Source organism: Pseudomonas sp. HD57-3, assembly GCF_056113135.1.
The window spans coordinates 3,800,483-3,816,487 of the sequence record NZ_CM148568.1 but is presented as its reverse complement, the minus strand read 5'-3'; the positions used below and the strand labels follow the sequence as shown (position 1 = coordinate 3,816,487).

Sequence of the window (16,005 nt, the reverse complement as noted above, 5' to 3'; positions counted from 1 at the left end):
ACGAACCTTCAGTACGCCACGAGAAAATCAGCCCATGAGCGATATCGATCGCTATCTGCAAGCCGCCACCCGTGACAACACCCGCCGCAGCTATCGTGCGGCCGTCGAGCACTTCGAAACGGTATGGGGTGGGTTCCTGCCCGCGACAGCGGACAGCATCGCGCGGTATCTGGTGGCGCATGCCGGCGTGCTGTCGGTCAACACGCTGAAGTTGCGTCTGTCGGCGCTGGCGCAGTGGCACAACAGTCAGGGCTTCGCCGATCCCACCAAGTCGCCGGTGGTGCGCAAAGTGTTCAAGGGCATTCGCGCCCTGCATCCCGCGCAAGAAAAACAGGCCGAGCCGCTGCAGCTGCGCGATCTTGAGCAGACCGTCGCTTGGCTTGAGCAGGAAATGAAGGACGCGAGAGAGAATCAGGACCGGCCGCTGTTGCTCAGAGCCTGCCGTGATCGGGCTTTAATCCTGCTGGGCTTCTGGCGCGGCTTTCGCAGCGATGAACTGTGCCGGGTGCAGATCGAGCACGTGCAGGCCCACGCCGGCAGCGGCATCACCCTGTACCTTCCACGCAGTAAGGGCGATCGGGAAAACCTCGGCCAGACCTATCAGGCCCCGGCGCTGCTGAAGTTGTGCCCGGTGCAGGCTTATATCGAATGGATCACCGAGGCAGCACTGGTGCGGGGCCCGGTGTTTCGCGCCGTCGACCGCTGGGGCAATCTGAGCGAGGAGGGCTTGCACGCCAACAGCGTGATTCCGTTGCTGCGTCAGGCCCTGGAGCGCGCGGGGATCTCCGCCGAGCGCTACACCAGCCATTCCCTGCGTCGCGGCTTCGCAACGTGGGCCCATCAAAGCGGCTGGGATCTCAAATCGTTGATGAGTTACGTGGGCTGGAAGGATGTGAAGTCTGCCATGCGCTATGTTGAAGCGAGCCCCTTTCACGGGATGGCCCGGATTACGGATAAGCCGCTGTCGCCGTAGATATCGTTTTCTTCTATTAATACTCTCAGCTAATAGCGAAAACAAATCAGCAGCATCAGGTTTGCCAATGAGCCATCCGTCGAGTGACTGGGTAGGATTCACCCATCGAATTCACAACCCTGACGGAGAGTCATCAATGCCTATCATCAACAGCCAAGTAAAACCGTTCAAAGCTACCGCGTTCAAAAACGGCGACTTCGTACAAGTCTCGGACGCTGACCTGAAAGGCAAATGGTCCGTAGTGTTCTTCTACCCGGCCGACTTCACTTTCGTTTGCCCAACCGAGCTCGAAGACCTGGCTGACAACTACGCCGCCTTCCAGAAACTGGGCGTAGAGATCTACAGCGTTTCGACCGACACCCACTTTGCCCACGCTGCCTGGCACAACACTTCGCCAGCCATCGGCAAAATCGAATACACCATGATCGGCGACCCGACCCACGTCATCTCCCGCAACTTCGACGTGCTGATCGAAGAAGCTGGCCTGGCAGACCGTGGCACCTTCGTGATCAACCCTGAAGGCCAGATCAAAATCGTTGAACTGAACGATGGCGGCGTTGGCCGTGACGCTTCCGAGCTGCTGCGCAAAATCAAGGCTGCTCAGTACGTTGCTGCTCACCCAGGCGAAGTTTGCCCGGCCAAATGGAAAGAAGGCGAGGCCACTCTGGCTCCGTCCCTGGACCTGGTCGGCAAGATCTAAGTCTGTGACACACGCAATGCAGGGCGGGACTCCGCACCTACTTAAGTAAGCTGCACCGCCCAATAGAAAAGCCCGGGCGAGATTCGCTCGGGCTTTTTTTCGCCTCAAATAAAGTCAGGAGATCGCCCGTATGTTGGACGCCAATCTTAAAGCCCAGTTGAAATCGTACCTGGAACGGGTCACCCAGCCGATCGAGATCGTTGCTTCACTCGACGACGGTGCGAAATCCCGTGAAATGCTCGACCTGCTGAAAGACGTTGCCAGTCTTTCGCACCAGATTACCTTGATCGACAGCGGCGACGATGCACGCAAACCGTCGTTCTCGATCAACCGCCCGGGTGCCGACATCAGCCTGCGTTTCGCCGGCATCCCGATGGGCCATGAATTCACTTCGCTGGTGCTGGCCCTGCTGCAAGTCGGCGGCCACCCTTCGAAGGCCAGTGTCGAGGTGATCGAACAGATCCGCTCGCTCAAGGGCGATTTCAACTTCGAGACTTACTTCTCGCTGTCTTGCCAGAACTGTCCGGACGTCGTTCAGGCGCTGAACCTGATGGCCGTGCTGAACCCGAACATCCGCCACGTCGCCATCGACGGCGCGCTGTTCCAGGACGAAGTCAACGATCGCAAGATCATGGCCGTGCCGAGCATCTACCTCAACGGCGAAAACTTCGGTCAGGGCCGCATGGGCCTGGAAGAAATCCTCGCCAAACTCGACACCGGCGCCATCGAGCGTCAGGCCGAGAAAATCAGCGCCAAGCAAGCTTTTGATGTGCTGGTGGTCGGCGGTGGCCCGGCCGGTGCTTCGGCGGCGATCTACGCCGCACGTAAAGGCATTCGCACCGGTGTTGCAGCCGAGCGCTTCGGCGGTCAGGTGCTGGACACCATGGCCATCGAGAACTTCATTTCCGTGCAGGAAACCGAAGGCCCGAAACTGGCGACCGCGCTGGAAGAACACGTCAAGCAATACGACGTCGACATCATGAACCTGCAACGCGCCGACAAGTTGATCCCGGGCAAGAATGGCGAGCTGCATGAAGTTCACTTCGCCAGCGGCGCGACCCTCAAGGCCAAGAGCGTGATTCTGGCGACCGGAGCGCGCTGGCGTGAAATGAACGTGCCGGGCGAGCAGGAATACCGCAACAAAGGCGTGGCTTACTGCCCGCACTGTGACGGTCCGCTGTTCAAAGGCAAGCGTGTGGCGGTGATTGGCGGCGGTAACTCCGGCGTCGAAGCGGCTATCGACCTGGCCGGTATCGTCTCCCACGTGACCCTGCTGGAGTTCGACGTTCAGTTGCGCGCCGACGCCGTATTGCAACGCAAGCTGCACAGCCTGCCGAACGTCACCGTGATCACCAGTGCGCTGACCACGGAAGTCACCGGTGACGGTCAAAAGGTCAACGGCCTGCGCTACAAGGATCGCAATACTGACGAACTGCGCACTGTCGAGCTGGAAGGGATCTTCGTGCAGATCGGTCTGCTGCCTAACACCGATTGGCTCAAAGGCACCATCGAGCTGTCGCCGCGTGGCGAGATCATCGTCGACAACCGCGGTGAAACCTCGATCCCCGGCATCTTCGCCGCCGGTGACGTGACCACCGTGCCATACAAGCAGATCGTGATTGCAGTGGGCGAGGGCGCGAAGGCTTCCCTCAGCGCTTTCGATCACTTGATCCGCACTTCGGCTCCGGCGTAAATCCCGGGCCTGAAAAAGAAAAACCCCCATCAGCGATGATGGGGGTTTTTCTTTGCGTGTTGCTTTTTACCCAGGTCCAGCTTTACAGCGGAGCTGGCTGAATGATCTCGACCCAGTAGCCATCCGGATCCTTGATGAACGCCAGGCTCTTCATGCGGCCATCGGTCAGGCGTTTCTGGAAGTCGCAGCCCAACTCTTCAAAGCGCGCGCAGGCAGCGACGATGTCCGGTACCGAAATGCAGATGTGGCCGAAACCGCGCGGGTCGGTGTTGCCGTTGTGGTAGGCGAAGTCTGCGTCGTTTTCGGTGCCGTGGTTGTGGGTCAGTTCCAGTATGCCGGGAATCGACTTCATCCACTCGGTGCGCGCAGCGGCGTCGGCCGGGATCTGCGATTTGTCGACCAGGGCGAGGAAGTACAGGCTGAATTCCGCTTCCGGGAAATCACGCTTCTCTACCAGCGAGAAACCCAATACACGGGTGTAGAAATCCAGCGACTTGGTGATGTCTTTGACGCGCAGCATGGTGTGGTTGAACACGAAGTTGCGGGTTGCGCTGTCCGGGGTGGCGGTGACGCCAGGGAAAGTGTTCAGTTCTTGCAGGCTCATGGGCCCTCCGTAACAAATTGGGGCGAGTGAATGGGCGCAATGATACGCATGCCTGGCAGCATCGCCAAACCGAAAGCGCGGGCTTGCCCTGCGAGCGGGCGGGCCTCAGACTTTACGGCTCAATCCGCGAGTGCCTCTGGTAATGATCCGACCGTTCAAATCGCTGTTCGTTTTCCTGGGTTTTTCCCTGCTTGCTCTGCCGGCCTTTGCCGAGGCACCGAGCATCACCTGGCCGGCCGGTTGGGAAGTCGAGGCGCTGCCCGAAACCTCCCCGGAAGTCTCCCGTCAGCGCGCGGTGAAGACTGACGCCGATGGCAATCAGGTCATGGTGATGGAGTTGACGATGACCCGTGTCGAAAGTGGTCATCAGGTCAACTTGCAAGGCGTGTTGCTGGAAATGCGCAAGTCGGTGCAGAAAGACTTTTTCCAGAGCGGTTATCAGAGTGTCTGCAACAAGGTTCATGCGAGCACGCTGGGATCGCTGACCGCGCTTGAGACCACTTGTACGGTGACTGAAAACGGCCGTCATGTGTTGTCGCAAACATTGGTTGCAGCGGTCGAGGCGGATAAGGCTTACGTACTTTCGTATGCCGGGCAGGCAGAGGTTTATAAGGCGAGCGGTGACGACATAGTGGCTGCGCGAAACAGCTTGAAATTCTAGTCGTCTGTTCGTGGTCGGCCTGATGTTAGATACCGGAACTGATTAAACATAAAGTTAATCTCCGGCTAACGGGGCAACATTCGGAAGCATAGTTTCAGCGCGAGAGCGGTTTGAGAATCAACTTTCCCGCCAAAAAAATCGTTGCATTTGTTAAATATTGTCCAAAAAAAAGCCCTGCATATGCAGGGCTTTCATGTTTGCGAGGGATTAACCGCGCAACCAGGAATCAACGGTAGCTGCACCGTATTGTTCCTTCCAGGCTTTCAGGCCACGATGGTTGCCACCCTTGGTCTCGATCAGCTCGCCGGTGTGCGGGTTCTGATAGACCTTGACCACGCGAGCGCGGCGGGTTTTAGGTGCGGCGGTCGATTGCAGACCGGATTTCGCCGGGTTCGGATCGAGAATGGCGATGATGTCTTTCAGGCCTTTGCCGTAGGTTTTCATCAGCCCCTGGAGCTTTTCTTCGAATTCGATTTCTTTCTTGAGCCCGGCATCGTTCTTCAGCGATTCCAGCTGCTTGAGCTGTTCCTGAAGGGCCTTTTCAGCTGCACGAAATTCAGCGAGTCTGGACAATATCTTTACTCCAATAGTGTGTTTGGCTGATACCAACCGCAAACAAAGCTATAAGCCAAGAGCCTTGAAGCGACTCGGTGATAATGGCTCACCTGCCCATCTTGCAACAGGTAAGAAAAATTGTAGTAGTTAATGCGACAAGAGTAAATCCTGACTTTTTCCTCATGTAACAACAACGCTGTTTTGTATCAATTTGGTGCGGGCTGTCGGCGAGTCAGGATTTATCCCGCCAAGTTAATGATGAGTTAATGCTTCGATGAAGTCTGCAGCCGGCATCGGTTTGCCGAAAAGGTAGCCCTGCAGAAAGTTGACATGATGAGCGGCCAGATAATCACACTGGGCCTGCGTCTCCACACCTTCAGCCACAACGCCCAGATCCAGTTTGGTGGAGAGCTCGATGATGCTGTCCAGAATGTGCCGGGACAGGGCATCTTTATCGATCATGGCCACGAATGTCTGATCGATCTTGAGGAAGTCGACATTGAAAGTCCTCAAGTAGCCAAGGCTTGAATGGCCGGTACCAAAGTCGTCAATCGCGATCTTCACGCCCATTGCACGCAGTTGCGCGAACAGTTGATGGGTAATGTCGGACGGCTCGATCAGCTCGCGTTCGGTCAGTTCCAGAACCAGGCTGATGCTGCCGGGCTGGAACGCTGACAAAAACTCACGGCAATCCTCAATCAGCTCCAGATCGTGGCAGTGGCTGGCGGTGATGTTGATGCCGATGTGGAACGGCGCGGTAAAGGTCGCTGACAGCGGCCCCAGCACGACAGCCGTCTGCTGCATCAGGGCGCGGGTCATCGGCACGATCAACCCGGAGTGTTCGGCGAAGGGAATGAACAGGTCCGGACGCACCAGCCCCTCCTTGGGATGGTTCCAGCGCATCAGCACTTCCGCGCCCGACCAGCGTTTGCTGTCGCCGTGCACCACCGGTTGAAAGTACGGAATGAATTCTCCCGCCTCCAGCGCTCGCAGCATCTCATGGCTGGGCGAGGTGGAGCGCCTCTGCAAGATGTAGCCGATCGCTCCCGATACCGCACCGAAGAACATCAGCAGACTGAACAGCGGCGGGTACTCGTCTTTCATGTAGCGCCAGGTTTCGCCTGCCGGAAACGCGGCGCTGACCGAGAACGCGTAGTGCGACGAGTGCAAGGTACTTTGCGCCACGGGCAACGCGGGCAGGGCGCCCTGATGCACTTTGCCGTCGGCGGAGAGCCAGTTGTTGCCGACTTGCAGCAGCAACAACGTGTGCCGGCCGATCAGGCGCAGGATGTTGCTCAGGTGATAGCCGTCCAGCGTGGTCAGTGCGCCGCCGCGACCCTCGCTCAGGCGATAGACCAGCAGCGCGGTGTCAGGCGTGACCGGGTTGCCGTTCATGAGCCACAACTTGCCCTGGGCGTAGTCGCCCGGATTCACCGCTTCCTTGAAGTCGCCGAACAGCGAACTGCAATAGAGATTGTCGTCCCACACCAGATTGGTCGAGCGCACGAACGGACGGCGGGTGACTTGTTCGCGCAAGGCCAGTTTGACGGTCTCGCAGGTCTGGCCGGCCAAAGGCAACAGTTCGCGGGCGGCCTGGGCGGTGTTGTCGAGCATCAGTTCGAACTGCCGCAAGGCTTCATCGGCGGTGTGTTGCGAACTCTGTTGAAGGGCGCGTCCGGCCTGCATATAAAGAATCACGCTGCCGAGTAGGATCGGCAGCAAGCTGCACAGCAATGTCACGATAATCCGGGTGCTGCGATTGCGGCGGGGCCTGACGGTCAGTGGCATTGGCGCATCCTGTCGCGATGGAGTGGGGCTCTTGATGGCAGGCGAAGCGTGCGCGCAAAGCCCGAGGTCTGAGCCCATGATAGATGGCCAATGACAGCTGCGCCGCTCAACGATAATCCAGCCGAGTTGCCAGCTGAATGAATGCCAGCGTGGCGGGCGTTGCCTGGCGCTGATCCAGCATCGCCAGACCGACTTGCCGGGTGACGGCGGGAGACAGCGGTCGCTTAATGTAGCGAGGGTCGGGATCGAAAGGTAACGAACTTTCAGCCACCACAGTCATCGCATCGCCCCGACTCACGGTGTCGAGGGTGCTGAGCAGCTGCGAGCAGCGAAAACGGATGTTCGGGCTCAACCGCGCTGCGTTGAACAGGCGCGATACCAGCTCCGACGAACCTGCCTCGGTCAGCACGAATGGATCGTTGCATAAATCTTTCAGCGTCACTGATTCGTGAGTCGCCAACGGGTGACCGAGCGGGAGCAGGGCGACCATCTGATCTTCGATCAAGGCAAAGGTGTCGAAGCGCTCCTCGGGCAGCACCACAAAACCGATGTCGATCCGACGCTCTTCCAGCCACTGGATGACCTGCCGATCCGGTCCTTCATCGATGTGCACTTCGATCCCCGGATGCGCCTCGCGATACTGCTGCAGAATCCTGGGCAACAATTTGATCGAGGACGTCGGCCCGAACGAGCCGATGCGCAACGTGCCGCGTTTCATGCCGCGCGCATCCGCGGCCTCCTGGCGCAAGGTGTTGGCCAGCCCGAGCATCGCCCGCGCGCGCAGCAGCAATTGCTCGCCGATGTCGCTCAGTTCCACTTGCGATTGGTGCCGGCGCAGCAGCTCGACGCCCAGTTCCTGTTCCAGAGATTTCAAGGCGTGGGACACCGCCGACTGGGAAATCCCCAGACGATGGGCGGCGAGGGTGAAACCGCGCAGTTCGGCCACCAGCGAGAAGATTTCGAGTTGGGTCAGGGTCATGAGTAAAGACTCATTTTACGATGATGAGGAATCAATCGAATGATACGTCATCCGTCAGTCTCATCGTTGGGAGCGTTATGAGTTGTCATGAACCTGTCCGTCCGGCCGCCTCGGACATGCCCGTCTACCTGAACCTGGCCCTGGTCACCATGATCTGGGGCGGAACGTGGGTGGCCGGGCGGTTTCTGGCCGGTAGCCTGAGCCCGGTCTTTGCCGCCAGCCTTCGGTTTTTGCTGGCCAGTGTGGCGTTGATCGGGGTTCTGCGGCTGGCGCGGATAGCGTTGGTGCGGCCTACGCCCCGGCAATGGCTGCAACTTGCGTTGCTGGGGTTCTTCGGGATTTTCTTCTACAACCTGTGCTTCTTTTACGGGCTGCAATACATCAACGCTTCCCGGGCTTCGTTGATCGTGGCGCTGAATCCGGCGGTAATCGGTCTGGCGTCATGGCTGCTGTTCAAGGAGCGACTGAGTCGATTGAAGGTGATCGGCATCGCAATCTGCATCGGCGGGGCGGGTGTGGTGATCGTCAGTCGCAATCCGCAACTGCTGAGCGAAACGCCGGACGCGTGGATTGGCGACCTGCTGATCCTCGGCTGCGTTTTGAGCTGGGGCGTCTATTCGCTGTTCTCCCGCAGCCTCAACCAGAGCATCGGCCCGGTGCAGACCGTGACCTTTTCGATTCTGCTGGGCACCGTGATGTTGTGGGCGCTGGCCCTGAACCGGGGCGAAGTGGACGTTGCAGCGCTGGCCGCGCTTGGCACGCGCCAATGGCTGAGCCTGGCCTATCTGGGCGTGCTCGGCTCGGCGCTGGCCTACATCGGTTACTACGATGGCATCCGCAAGATCGGCGCCACGCGCTCCGGCGTGTTCATCGCGCTCAACCCGCTGACCGCCGTGCTGGCCGGTGCAATCCTGCTGGGCGAACAGCTGACGCTGGCCATGTGCCTGGGCGGCGTGCTGATTCTGGCGGGCATCTGGCTGTGCAACAAACCCCTTGCACCGGCAGGAAAAAAGCGGATTTTATAGAGAGGGCAGACAACCCTATTTACGCTGTGTAGAATCGGGTTACGCATACAATAATAATCGTCTTCTGGCAGCAGAAGCCTCGCCCGCAAGAGCCTTGGGTCGACAATGAAGATATTCGGGTTTCAACTGATCTACGGTGACTTCCTCGCCCGCAGTGTGCGTGGCATCTCCTGTGCGCCACCCACCGGTCTCAGCATTACTGACAAATAACTCTGGTTAATTGATAAGAATGATGAGGCGCCAACCATGGCAGATTTATACGAAAACCCAATGGGCCTGATGGGCTTCGAGTTCATCGAGTTCGCATCGCCGACTCCTGGCACCCTTGAGCCGATCTTCGAGATCATGGGCTTCACCAAAGTTGCGACCCACCGTTCCAAGAACGTGCACCTGTATCGTCAGGGCGCGATCAACCTGATCCTCAACAACGAACCCCACAGCGTTGCTTCGTACTTCGCGGCCGAACACGGCCCGTCCGTTTGCGGCATGGCGTTCCGGGTCAAGGATTCGCAGAAGGCCTACAACCGCGCACTGGAACTCGGCGCCCAGCCGATCCACATCGAAACCGGTCCGATGGAACTGAACCTGCCGGCGATCAAAGGCATTGGCGGCGCGCCGCTTTACCTGATCGACCGTTTCGGCGAAGGCAGCTCGATCTATGACATCGACTTCGTGTTCCTCGAAGGCGTTGACCGCAACCCGGTCGGTGCCGGCCTGAAGATCATCGACCACCTGACCCACAACGTGTATCGCGGTCGCATGGCCTACTGGGCGAACTTCTACGAGAAGCTGTTCAACTTCCGTGAAATCCGCTACTTCGACATCAAGGGCGAATACACCGGCCTGACCTCGAAAGCGATGACCGCGCCGGACGGCATGATCCGCATCCCGCTCAACGAAGAATCGTCGAAGGGCGCCGGGCAGATCGAAGAGTTCCTGATGCAGTTCAACGGCGAGGGCATCCAGCACGTGGCCTTCCTCACTGATGACCTGGTCAAGACCTGGGATCAGTTGAAGAAGATCGGCATGCGCTTCATGACCGCGCCGCCGGACACCTACTACGAAATGCTCGAAGGCCGCCTGCCGAACCACGGCGAGCCGGTCGATCAACTGCAATCGCGCGGGATCCTGCTCGATGGTGCGTCAGATAAAGAAGACAAGCGTCTGCTGCTGCAGATTTTCTCGGAAACCCTGATGGGCCCGGTATTCTTCGAATTCATCCAGCGCAAGGGCGACGATGGTTTCGGTGAAGGCAACTTCAAGGCTCTGTTCGAATCGATCGAGCGTGACCAGGTGCGTCGTGGCGTGCTCGCTACCGAGTAATCCGCATCAGATGTAAAAAAGCCCGGCCTGCAGAAATGCAGGCCGGGCTTTTTATTGCGCGTCTTACGGGCGCCGTTGGCGCATCAGGTGCTTGAAGCCTTCAAACACCAGCACCACGACCGCGAGCCAGATCGGGATGTAGGTCAGCCATTCACCGGGTTTGATGCTCTCGCCGAGCAACAGCGCCACACCCAGCAGCAGCACCGGCTCAACGTAACTCAACAAACCAAACAGGCTGAATGGCAGCAAACGACTGGCGATGATGTACACCACCAGCGCCGATGCACTGATCAGACCGAGCAACGGAATCAGCCATGTCAGCGCCGGGTACTGATCGAACACGCCGAAACCCTGTTCGCCGCCGCGCACAAACCAGTACGCCACCGGCAGCATCAAAGTCATGTCGACCCACAAACCGCCGAGGTTGTCGGTCTTGAGGTATTTGCGCAGCACGAAATACAACGGGTAACCGACGACTACGACCAGCGTCGCCCAGGAAAACCCGCCGACCTGATACAACTCGTTCAACACACCGAGGCTGGCAAAAAACACCGCGACTTTTTGCAGGTATGACAGGTTTTCGCCATAAGCGATGCGCCCGGTCAGGACCATGGACAACGGCAGCAGGAAGTAACCCAGCGACACATCAAGGCTGTAGCCGTTGAGCGGCGCCCACATGAACAGCCACAACTGCACGCCGAGCAACGCGGACGAAACGATCAGGCCACCGATCAACTTCGGCAGCGCAGGGACCCGGCGCAGCAGCTCCAGCACCCGCCGCCATTCGCCGGACAGCAACATGAACACGGTCATGCAGGGCACGGTCAGCAGCATCCGCCAACCGAAGATTTCCACGCCGCTCAACGGGGTGAGCAGCGAGGTGTAGTAATACATGACGGCGAACAGCGTCGATGCTGTCACCGATAGAGCAATGCCTTTAGACAAACTGTCCTCGCGGGGGTGATGGTGAAACGGGGCGCGCAGGATACGTGGTTTTTGTGGTGAATATTGGCCGAGTGATCAATATTTCCAACATCCGACACAGGTCCCGTGAGAACAGAGACCTGTGTCGAAGCATAGGTGCTTAAGCCTGATGCGGCTTACGGCCCGACACAAAATGACTCACATCATTAAACCCCGGCGTAGACGCATGCCCCGGCGTCACCAGTGAGTCGATAAACGCCTCATCCTCCGCCGTAATCTTCACCGCCTGCGCCTTGGTGTACGCATCCCACTGTTCCTCAGTACGCGGCCCGACAATCGCCGACGTCACCGCGCCGTTGTTCAGCACCCAGGCAATCGCAAACTCGACAATCCCGACCCCACGCTCCTGGGTGTATTGCTGAATCTGCTGGGCAATGCGCAGCGACTCCACCCGCCATTCAGTCTCCAGAATCCGCTTGTCCTGGCGCCCGGCGCGGCTGTTGGCGTCCGGGGTCACGTCCGGTGCGTACTTGCCACTGAGCACGCCACGGGCCAGCGGGCTATAAGGCACCACGCCGAGGCCGTAAGTCTGGGCGGCGGTGATCTGTTCGGTTTCAGCCTGACGGTTGACGATGTTGTACAGCGGCTGGCTGATCACCGGGCGATCGACGCCCAGTTTGTCCGCCACGCGAATCACCTCGGCAATCCGCCAGCCGCGATAGTTCGACAGGCCCCAATAACGGATCTTGCCCTGGCGAATCAGATCGCCAATCGCCGAGATCGTCACCTCCAGCGGGGTGTTGTGGTCTTCGCGGTGCAGGTAATAGATGTCGAGGTAGTCGGTGCCGAGCCGGGTCAGGCTGGCCTCCAGACCATTGAAGATGTGTTTGCGGCTCAGACCGCTGCGATTCGGCACGCCATCCACTGGGCCGAAACCGACCTTGGTCGCCAGTACCCATTCATGCCGATGACGGGCGATGGCCTCGCCGACGATCTCTTCCGAGCGGCCATTGGTGTAAACGTCGGCGGTGTCGATGAAGTTGATGCCCTGATCCCAGGCCTTGTCGATGATACGCAGCGAGTCTTCTGCGCTGGTCTGCTCGCCGAACATCATCGTGCCGAGAGTGAGGGTGGACACCTGCAACCCCGAATGACCCAGTGTGCGATAGCTCATGCCGAAATCCTTTTGTCGGTGGGAAAGCTTCCATCAAATACCAGAAGCGCCCGGCGCGGCAAAGTGAATTTATCCAGCAGAGGCCCCGCAGTCTCCGGCGCAACGCCTACCGTTCATCGCCACTGTCAGATCTGACAGTAGGCAATTCCCCTATGAGTGGCGCCTGATCTGCTCTGACGGTGCGAGCAAAAAATGCCGGCGCCTTTCGTGAAATCAGGAGCGTTCTCATGGCCACTGAACCGATTGATCAAGGGTTAACCTCAGGCGACGAAATCAATCTCTACGCGCCTCGGTTGCCCGACGGCAAGGAAAATGTAGCGGGTGCGGATTATGGTCTTGCCATTCGTTTTTATGACGATAAACCCCAAGGGGCCGCGGTGATTGTTCGAGCCTTGTTGGAGCAGAAACCCAATATGTCGGTGTTCCTGAATCTGAACGGAGTGGCCAAAATCACCAGTGAGCTGACCGAGTCCGAGACGTCTGATACGACGCTGTACATTCCCCACAATCTGCTGCGTTCCGATCAGCTAAATACCCTCAATTACACGGTCCGGCGCCTTGACAGTAGCGAGGAGACTTATGAACCGCCCATTACAATCGCGTACAACGAGATTCCTCCAGGCGAGTATGACGAGAGCCCAGGGGACGGCGAGCATTCCCGGCTTATACCCATTCTGCCTAAACACGTGATTGACGACGGTATCGATGCCGAGATCGCGGAGCAGGGTGTGCAGGCGTACTGCATGTATCCGTATTGTCGGCCAGGTGACGAAATCACGGTGCAATGCAATGAGCATGGTCTTACTCGTGTGGTCCATTCGGATGAAGCCCCCTCTAGACCGACCATTGAGCCGACCATCATCGGGGTGTGGCTCGATAAAGCCTTTTGGGTAGCTGCTGGCGACGGCCTGCATTCCTCCTTGAAATTTACAGTGACGGACGTGCTCACCAATCCGGCAGACCCGAGATCGCCCTGGTCGAAGTCGATCCCTCTGGTGATTGATCTGAAGGGCGCCCGGATGGCTGCTCCCGACATGGCTGAGGACCCGGACGATCCCAATGATGCGCCGGACACCATCGATCGGAACAAACTCGGTACTCGGGATCTGACGGTCCAGGTACATGTTCTCGCACCCGTCTGGAAAATCGACGACACCGTGAGGGTTAAGTACACAGCGACGCCGGGTACCGGAAGCGCGATTGAGCACGAAGTTGAGGTTAAGGTGACCAGGCTTCCGTTTACCCACCGGATGATGATCCCTAACGCCAAGGTGGTTGCCGATAGTGCCGTCAAGGCTTTTTATGAATGCGTTCGTGAAAATGCCGTTATTGCAACTTCAAAAAATGCACGGGCGTGGGTCATTCAGAAGCCCGTGATAACTTTGATGAAGAACTCGTTCAACGTGGAACTGGAGAATGGCGGGACTGTTTCCGACAACAAGGTGGTGTTGTCGGGGTCTGCGCTGGCGGGTGTTGTGTTGCAAGTTTTCAATGCGGGTATATTGAAAGGGGAAGTGACTGTCGGGACGAATTACAAATGGCAGAGCACGTTTATACCAATAGCGGAAGGGCAACACCGTTTTACCGTGGAGGAAAAAACCGGGAATCAATTTAAGTCCGAACCTTGGGATATTAAGCGGTTGGAGTTCAGTATTGATACAACAGTGATGAGGCTGGCCGGGTTTTCGGCGTTGGTGGATGGGTGGGAGAAAACAGGGGAGTATTCGATTGGTAATACCGAAATCCGGAATCCAACCGGAGGTGTTCCACCCTACAGATTTGATCTAGGTACTCCGGGTATTGTATCGGTGATAGACCAAGGAAAAAACATCGGGTTGAAAAATGGCGCGACACCTGTTTATGTTACCGATCAGGAGGGGAAGATTCTGACTTATCTTGCTGTAGTGACTAATAAATACAAACTGCAAATAAGTACTGAGAAATTGCGTGCAGATGACGCAATCATTTGGATGAACTCGTTAGGAGGTAGTACTACTTATAACTTTACTTTTATTGCCGATGTTCGCCGGGTTTATATCCCGATAGTTCCCGAGCATGTCAATGTTTGTGCTCAATATGGGGGGAATTACGTTTATGCTCGACCAGACCTGAGTTTATTTACAAGCCCAGGACGCAACGTTCTTTTCTCGTGGTGCTTGATCCCTATCTAATTTGAACCACCGTTCCTTATCGGACGCTTGGATTCGGATGTCATCGGCTGAGCGCTCGGCAACGCACCCGCAAAAACGCCTGCAGCACTTTGACCCGTTCCGACACCTGCACCCGGTGCGGGCACAACAGATTGAACGGCACACTCTCGCCGTACCAGTCATCAAACAGCGTCACCAGCCGCCCGGCGCGCACGTCTTCGGCGGCGTCGAGCCAGGCCTTGTAGGCGATGCCGTGCCCGGCGAGCGCCCAGCGGCGGGCGACTTCGCCGTCGTCGCTGAAGTAGTCGCCGCGGACTTCGACCTCGACCGTTTCGTCCTCGCGATGGAAGCGCCAGGTGTTGTAAGGCCGGCCATTGCGCAGGTAGAGCAGGGCGCTGTGCTCGCTCAATTCAGCAGGATTTTGCGGTGTGCCGTGACGCTCCAGATACGCAGGGCTGGCACAGGCCACGCGGCGATGCTCAGGCAGAATCGGCAAGGCCACCAGCGTCGAATCACTCGGCACGCCAAAGCGCAGCGCGACATCCACCGTCTCGCGAAACAAATCCGCATGCCGGTCGTTGAGCAGCAATTGCAGCTGAATGTGCGGGTGCTCGCGCTTGAAATCGTCCAGCCACGGCAACAGCACATTGCGCCCGAAGTCCGACGGCGCCGCCAGTTGGAGTACGCCGCTCAGGCCTTCGGTCTGCTGCTTCAGCGCCTGTTCGCCCTCGGCCAGTGTGGCCAATGCCAAGCGCACGCTTTCCAGATAACGCCGGCCTTCTTCGGTCAGGCGCATGCTGCGGGTGGAGCGAGCGAAGAGGCGGATGCCGAGGCGGGTTTCCAGACGTTTAAGTGCGATGCTGGCGGCGGCCGGTGTCAGCTCCAGCGCCCGTGCGGCGGCGGAGATGCTGCCGGAGTCGGCGGTGCGGACGAAGATTTCCAGATCGAGGATCGAGCTCATTAGTAAAAATCCGTTGAAGATCCTTGGCGTTTTGCGGGATTTTTCCGGGATTGGCAAGCGCAGATACTGAAATCCTGAATAACCGCAGGAGACAGACATGACGTGGACATTTGATCATCTTGCTTTCAACACCGCTGACGGTCAGGCGCTGCAGGACGCTTTTGGTGGGTTGTTGGGATTGACGCCGGGGCGCCGGCCGCCGTTTCCGTTTCCCGGGCGGTGGCTGTATCAGGACGGGGAGGCGTTGGTGCATGTGATTGAGCAGCCTTTGTCCGAGGACGCTGCTTTGAGCCACATCGCGTTTCGTACTGATGAAGATGCGGCGGTGGTTTTGAAGCGGGTGCAGGGCAGTGGGTTGTCTTATCAGGTGGCGCAGGTGCCTGAGGATGGGATCTGGCAGATTTTTGTGCAGATGCCGGGTGGGTTGGTGCTGGAGCTGGATGCAAAAACCAGTGTGTGACGCTCGTTCCCATGCTCTGCGTGGGAATGCCTCCA

General features: G+C 58.1%; 15 protein-coding genes. 8 read left to right on the top strand and 7 right to left on the bottom strand.

The annotated features are described in order from the left end of the window. Positions 1-34: 34 nt before the first annotated feature. The 3 genes from AC0R79_RS17030 to ahpF all read left to right on the top strand — a co-directional run bounded on the left by AC0R79_RS17030 (position 35) and on the right by ahpF (position 3,366). Entirely contained in the window at positions 35-973 is a 939-nt protein-coding gene (locus AC0R79_RS17030; protein WP_474730758.1) for a site-specific integrase, read from the top strand. Positions 974-1,109: 136 nt separating this feature from the next. Continuing rightward, positions 1,110-1,673 (top strand): alkyl hydroperoxide reductase subunit C, encoded by a 564-nt coding sequence (ahpC, locus tag AC0R79_RS17025; protein ID WP_003224621.1) that lies wholly within the window; start codon positions 1,110-1,112, stop codon positions 1,671-1,673. A 130-nt stretch (positions 1,674-1,803) separates the two neighbouring features. Beyond that, complete coding sequence (gene ahpF / locus AC0R79_RS17020) at positions 1,804-3,366, top strand: alkyl hydroperoxide reductase subunit F (RefSeq protein ID WP_474730755.1); 1,563 nt, start codon at positions 1,804-1,806, stop codon at positions 3,364-3,366. Between the two features lie 82 nt (positions 3,367-3,448). On the opposite strand, the gene gloA is transcribed toward ahpF, so the two are convergent. Beyond that, a complete protein-coding gene (gene gloA, locus AC0R79_RS17015) occupies positions 3,449-3,970 on the bottom strand; it encodes a lactoylglutathione lyase (RefSeq protein WP_065260490.1) in 522 nt (173 codons plus the stop codon). A 142-nt stretch (positions 3,971-4,112) separates the two neighbouring features. Here gloA and AC0R79_RS17010 point away from each other — a divergent pair, with 142 nt between their 5' ends. Then, positions 4,113-4,631 carry a DUF4946 domain-containing protein gene (locus AC0R79_RS17010; protein WP_007958947.1) on the top strand — a complete coding sequence of 173 codons (519 nt, stop codon included), beginning with the start codon at positions 4,113-4,115 and terminating at the stop codon, positions 4,629-4,631. Positions 4,632-4,838: 207 nt separating this feature from the next. On the opposite strand, the gene AC0R79_RS17005 is transcribed toward AC0R79_RS17010, so the two are convergent. The 3 genes from AC0R79_RS17005 to AC0R79_RS16995 all read right to left on the bottom strand — a co-directional run bounded on the left by AC0R79_RS17005 (position 4,839) and on the right by AC0R79_RS16995 (position 7,953). Continuing rightward, positions 4,839-5,204 carry a histone-like nucleoid-structuring protein, MvaT/MvaU family gene (locus AC0R79_RS17005; protein WP_011334329.1) on the bottom strand — a complete coding sequence of 122 codons (366 nt, stop codon included), beginning with the start codon at positions 5,202-5,204 and terminating at the stop codon, positions 4,839-4,841. A gap of 234 nt (positions 5,205-5,438) precedes the next feature. Continuing rightward, entirely contained in the window at positions 5,439-6,974 is a 1,536-nt protein-coding gene (locus AC0R79_RS17000) for an EAL domain-containing protein (RefSeq protein WP_474730750.1), read from the bottom strand. A gap of 106 nt (positions 6,975-7,080) precedes the next feature. Beyond that, positions 7,081-7,953: a LysR family transcriptional regulator gene (locus AC0R79_RS16995; protein ID WP_474730747.1), complete on the bottom strand. Its 873-nt coding sequence runs from the start codon at positions 7,951-7,953 to the stop codon at positions 7,081-7,083. A 77-nt stretch (positions 7,954-8,030) separates the two neighbouring features. On the opposite strand from AC0R79_RS16995, the gene AC0R79_RS16990 reads away from it, so the two are divergent. Then, positions 8,031-8,978, top strand: coding sequence for a DMT family transporter (locus AC0R79_RS16990; RefSeq protein WP_474730744.1), 948 nt, complete (start codon positions 8,031-8,033; stop codon positions 8,976-8,978). A 246-nt stretch (positions 8,979-9,224) separates the two neighbouring features. Further along, positions 9,225-10,301: a 4-hydroxyphenylpyruvate dioxygenase gene (gene hppD, locus AC0R79_RS16985; RefSeq protein ID WP_007958955.1), complete on the top strand. Its 1,077-nt coding sequence runs from the start codon at positions 9,225-9,227 to the stop codon at positions 10,299-10,301. A 63-nt stretch (positions 10,302-10,364) separates the two neighbouring features. Here the strand turns inward: hppD and rarD are convergent, their stop codons facing one another. Both rarD and AC0R79_RS16975 read right to left on the bottom strand, forming a co-directional pair. Beyond that, a complete protein-coding gene (gene rarD / locus AC0R79_RS16980) occupies positions 10,365-11,246 on the bottom strand; it encodes an EamA family transporter RarD (protein ID WP_258711796.1) in 882 nt (293 codons plus the stop codon). 139 nt (positions 11,247-11,385) lie between these two features. Next, positions 11,386-12,399: an aldo/keto reductase gene (locus tag AC0R79_RS16975; protein ID WP_129973253.1), complete on the bottom strand. Its 1,014-nt coding sequence runs from the start codon at positions 12,397-12,399 to the stop codon at positions 11,386-11,388. A 227-nt stretch (positions 12,400-12,626) separates the two neighbouring features. Here AC0R79_RS16975 and AC0R79_RS16970 point away from each other — a divergent pair, with 227 nt between their 5' ends. After that, positions 12,627-14,570 (top strand): Ig-like domain-containing protein, encoded by a 1,944-nt coding sequence (locus AC0R79_RS16970; protein WP_474730740.1) that lies wholly within the window; start codon positions 12,627-12,629, stop codon positions 14,568-14,570. A 40-nt stretch (positions 14,571-14,610) separates the two neighbouring features. Here AC0R79_RS16970 and AC0R79_RS16965 read toward each other — a convergent pair whose 3' ends face one another. After that, positions 14,611-15,510 carry a LysR family transcriptional regulator gene (locus AC0R79_RS16965; protein ID WP_474730738.1) on the bottom strand — a complete coding sequence of 300 codons (900 nt, stop codon included), beginning with the start codon at positions 15,508-15,510 and terminating at the stop codon, positions 14,611-14,613. A 97-nt stretch (positions 15,511-15,607) separates the two neighbouring features. Here AC0R79_RS16965 and AC0R79_RS16960 point away from each other — a divergent pair, with 97 nt between their 5' ends. Beyond that, complete coding sequence (locus AC0R79_RS16960) at positions 15,608-15,970, top strand: VOC family protein (protein ID WP_474730736.1); 363 nt, start codon at positions 15,608-15,610, stop codon at positions 15,968-15,970. Positions 15,971-16,005 lie beyond the last annotated feature (35 nt).

Excerpts from the sequence above, each read along its gene's own strand:
- AC0R79_RS17030 (WP_474730758.1), top strand. The coding sequence starts at position 35 with ATGAGCGATATCGATCGCTATCTGCAAGCCGCCACCCGTGACAACACC.
- ahpC (WP_003224621.1), top strand. The coding sequence starts at position 1,110 with ATGCCTATCATCAACAGCCAAGTAAAACCGTTCAAAGCTACCGCGTTC.
- ahpF (WP_474730755.1), top strand. The coding sequence starts at position 1,804 with ATGTTGGACGCCAATCTTAAAGCCCAGTTGAAATCGTACCTGGAACGG.
- gloA (WP_065260490.1), bottom strand. The coding sequence starts at position 3,970 with ATGAGCCTGCAAGAACTGAACACTTTCCCTGGCGTCACCGCCACCCCG.
- AC0R79_RS17010 (WP_007958947.1), top strand. The coding sequence starts at position 4,113 with ATGATCCGACCGTTCAAATCGCTGTTCGTTTTCCTGGGTTTTTCCCTG.
- AC0R79_RS17000 (WP_474730750.1), bottom strand. The coding sequence starts at position 6,974 with ATGCCACTGACCGTCAGGCCCCGCCGCAATCGCAGCACCCGGATTATC.
- AC0R79_RS16995 (WP_474730747.1), bottom strand. The coding sequence starts at position 7,953 with ATGACCCTGACCCAACTCGAAATCTTCTCGCTGGTGGCCGAACTGCGC.
- AC0R79_RS16990 (WP_474730744.1), top strand. The coding sequence starts at position 8,031 with ATGAGTTGTCATGAACCTGTCCGTCCGGCCGCCTCGGACATGCCCGTC.
- hppD (WP_007958955.1), top strand. The coding sequence starts at position 9,225 with ATGGCAGATTTATACGAAAACCCAATGGGCCTGATGGGCTTCGAGTTC.
- AC0R79_RS16975 (WP_129973253.1), bottom strand. The coding sequence starts at position 12,399 with ATGAGCTATCGCACACTGGGTCATTCGGGGTTGCAGGTGTCCACCCTC.
- AC0R79_RS16970 (WP_474730740.1), top strand. The coding sequence starts at position 12,627 with ATGGCCACTGAACCGATTGATCAAGGGTTAACCTCAGGCGACGAAATC.
- AC0R79_RS16965 (WP_474730738.1), bottom strand. The coding sequence starts at position 15,510 with ATGAGCTCGATCCTCGATCTGGAAATCTTCGTCCGCACCGCCGACTCC.
- AC0R79_RS16960 (WP_474730736.1), top strand. The coding sequence starts at position 15,608 with ATGACGTGGACATTTGATCATCTTGCTTTCAACACCGCTGACGGTCAG.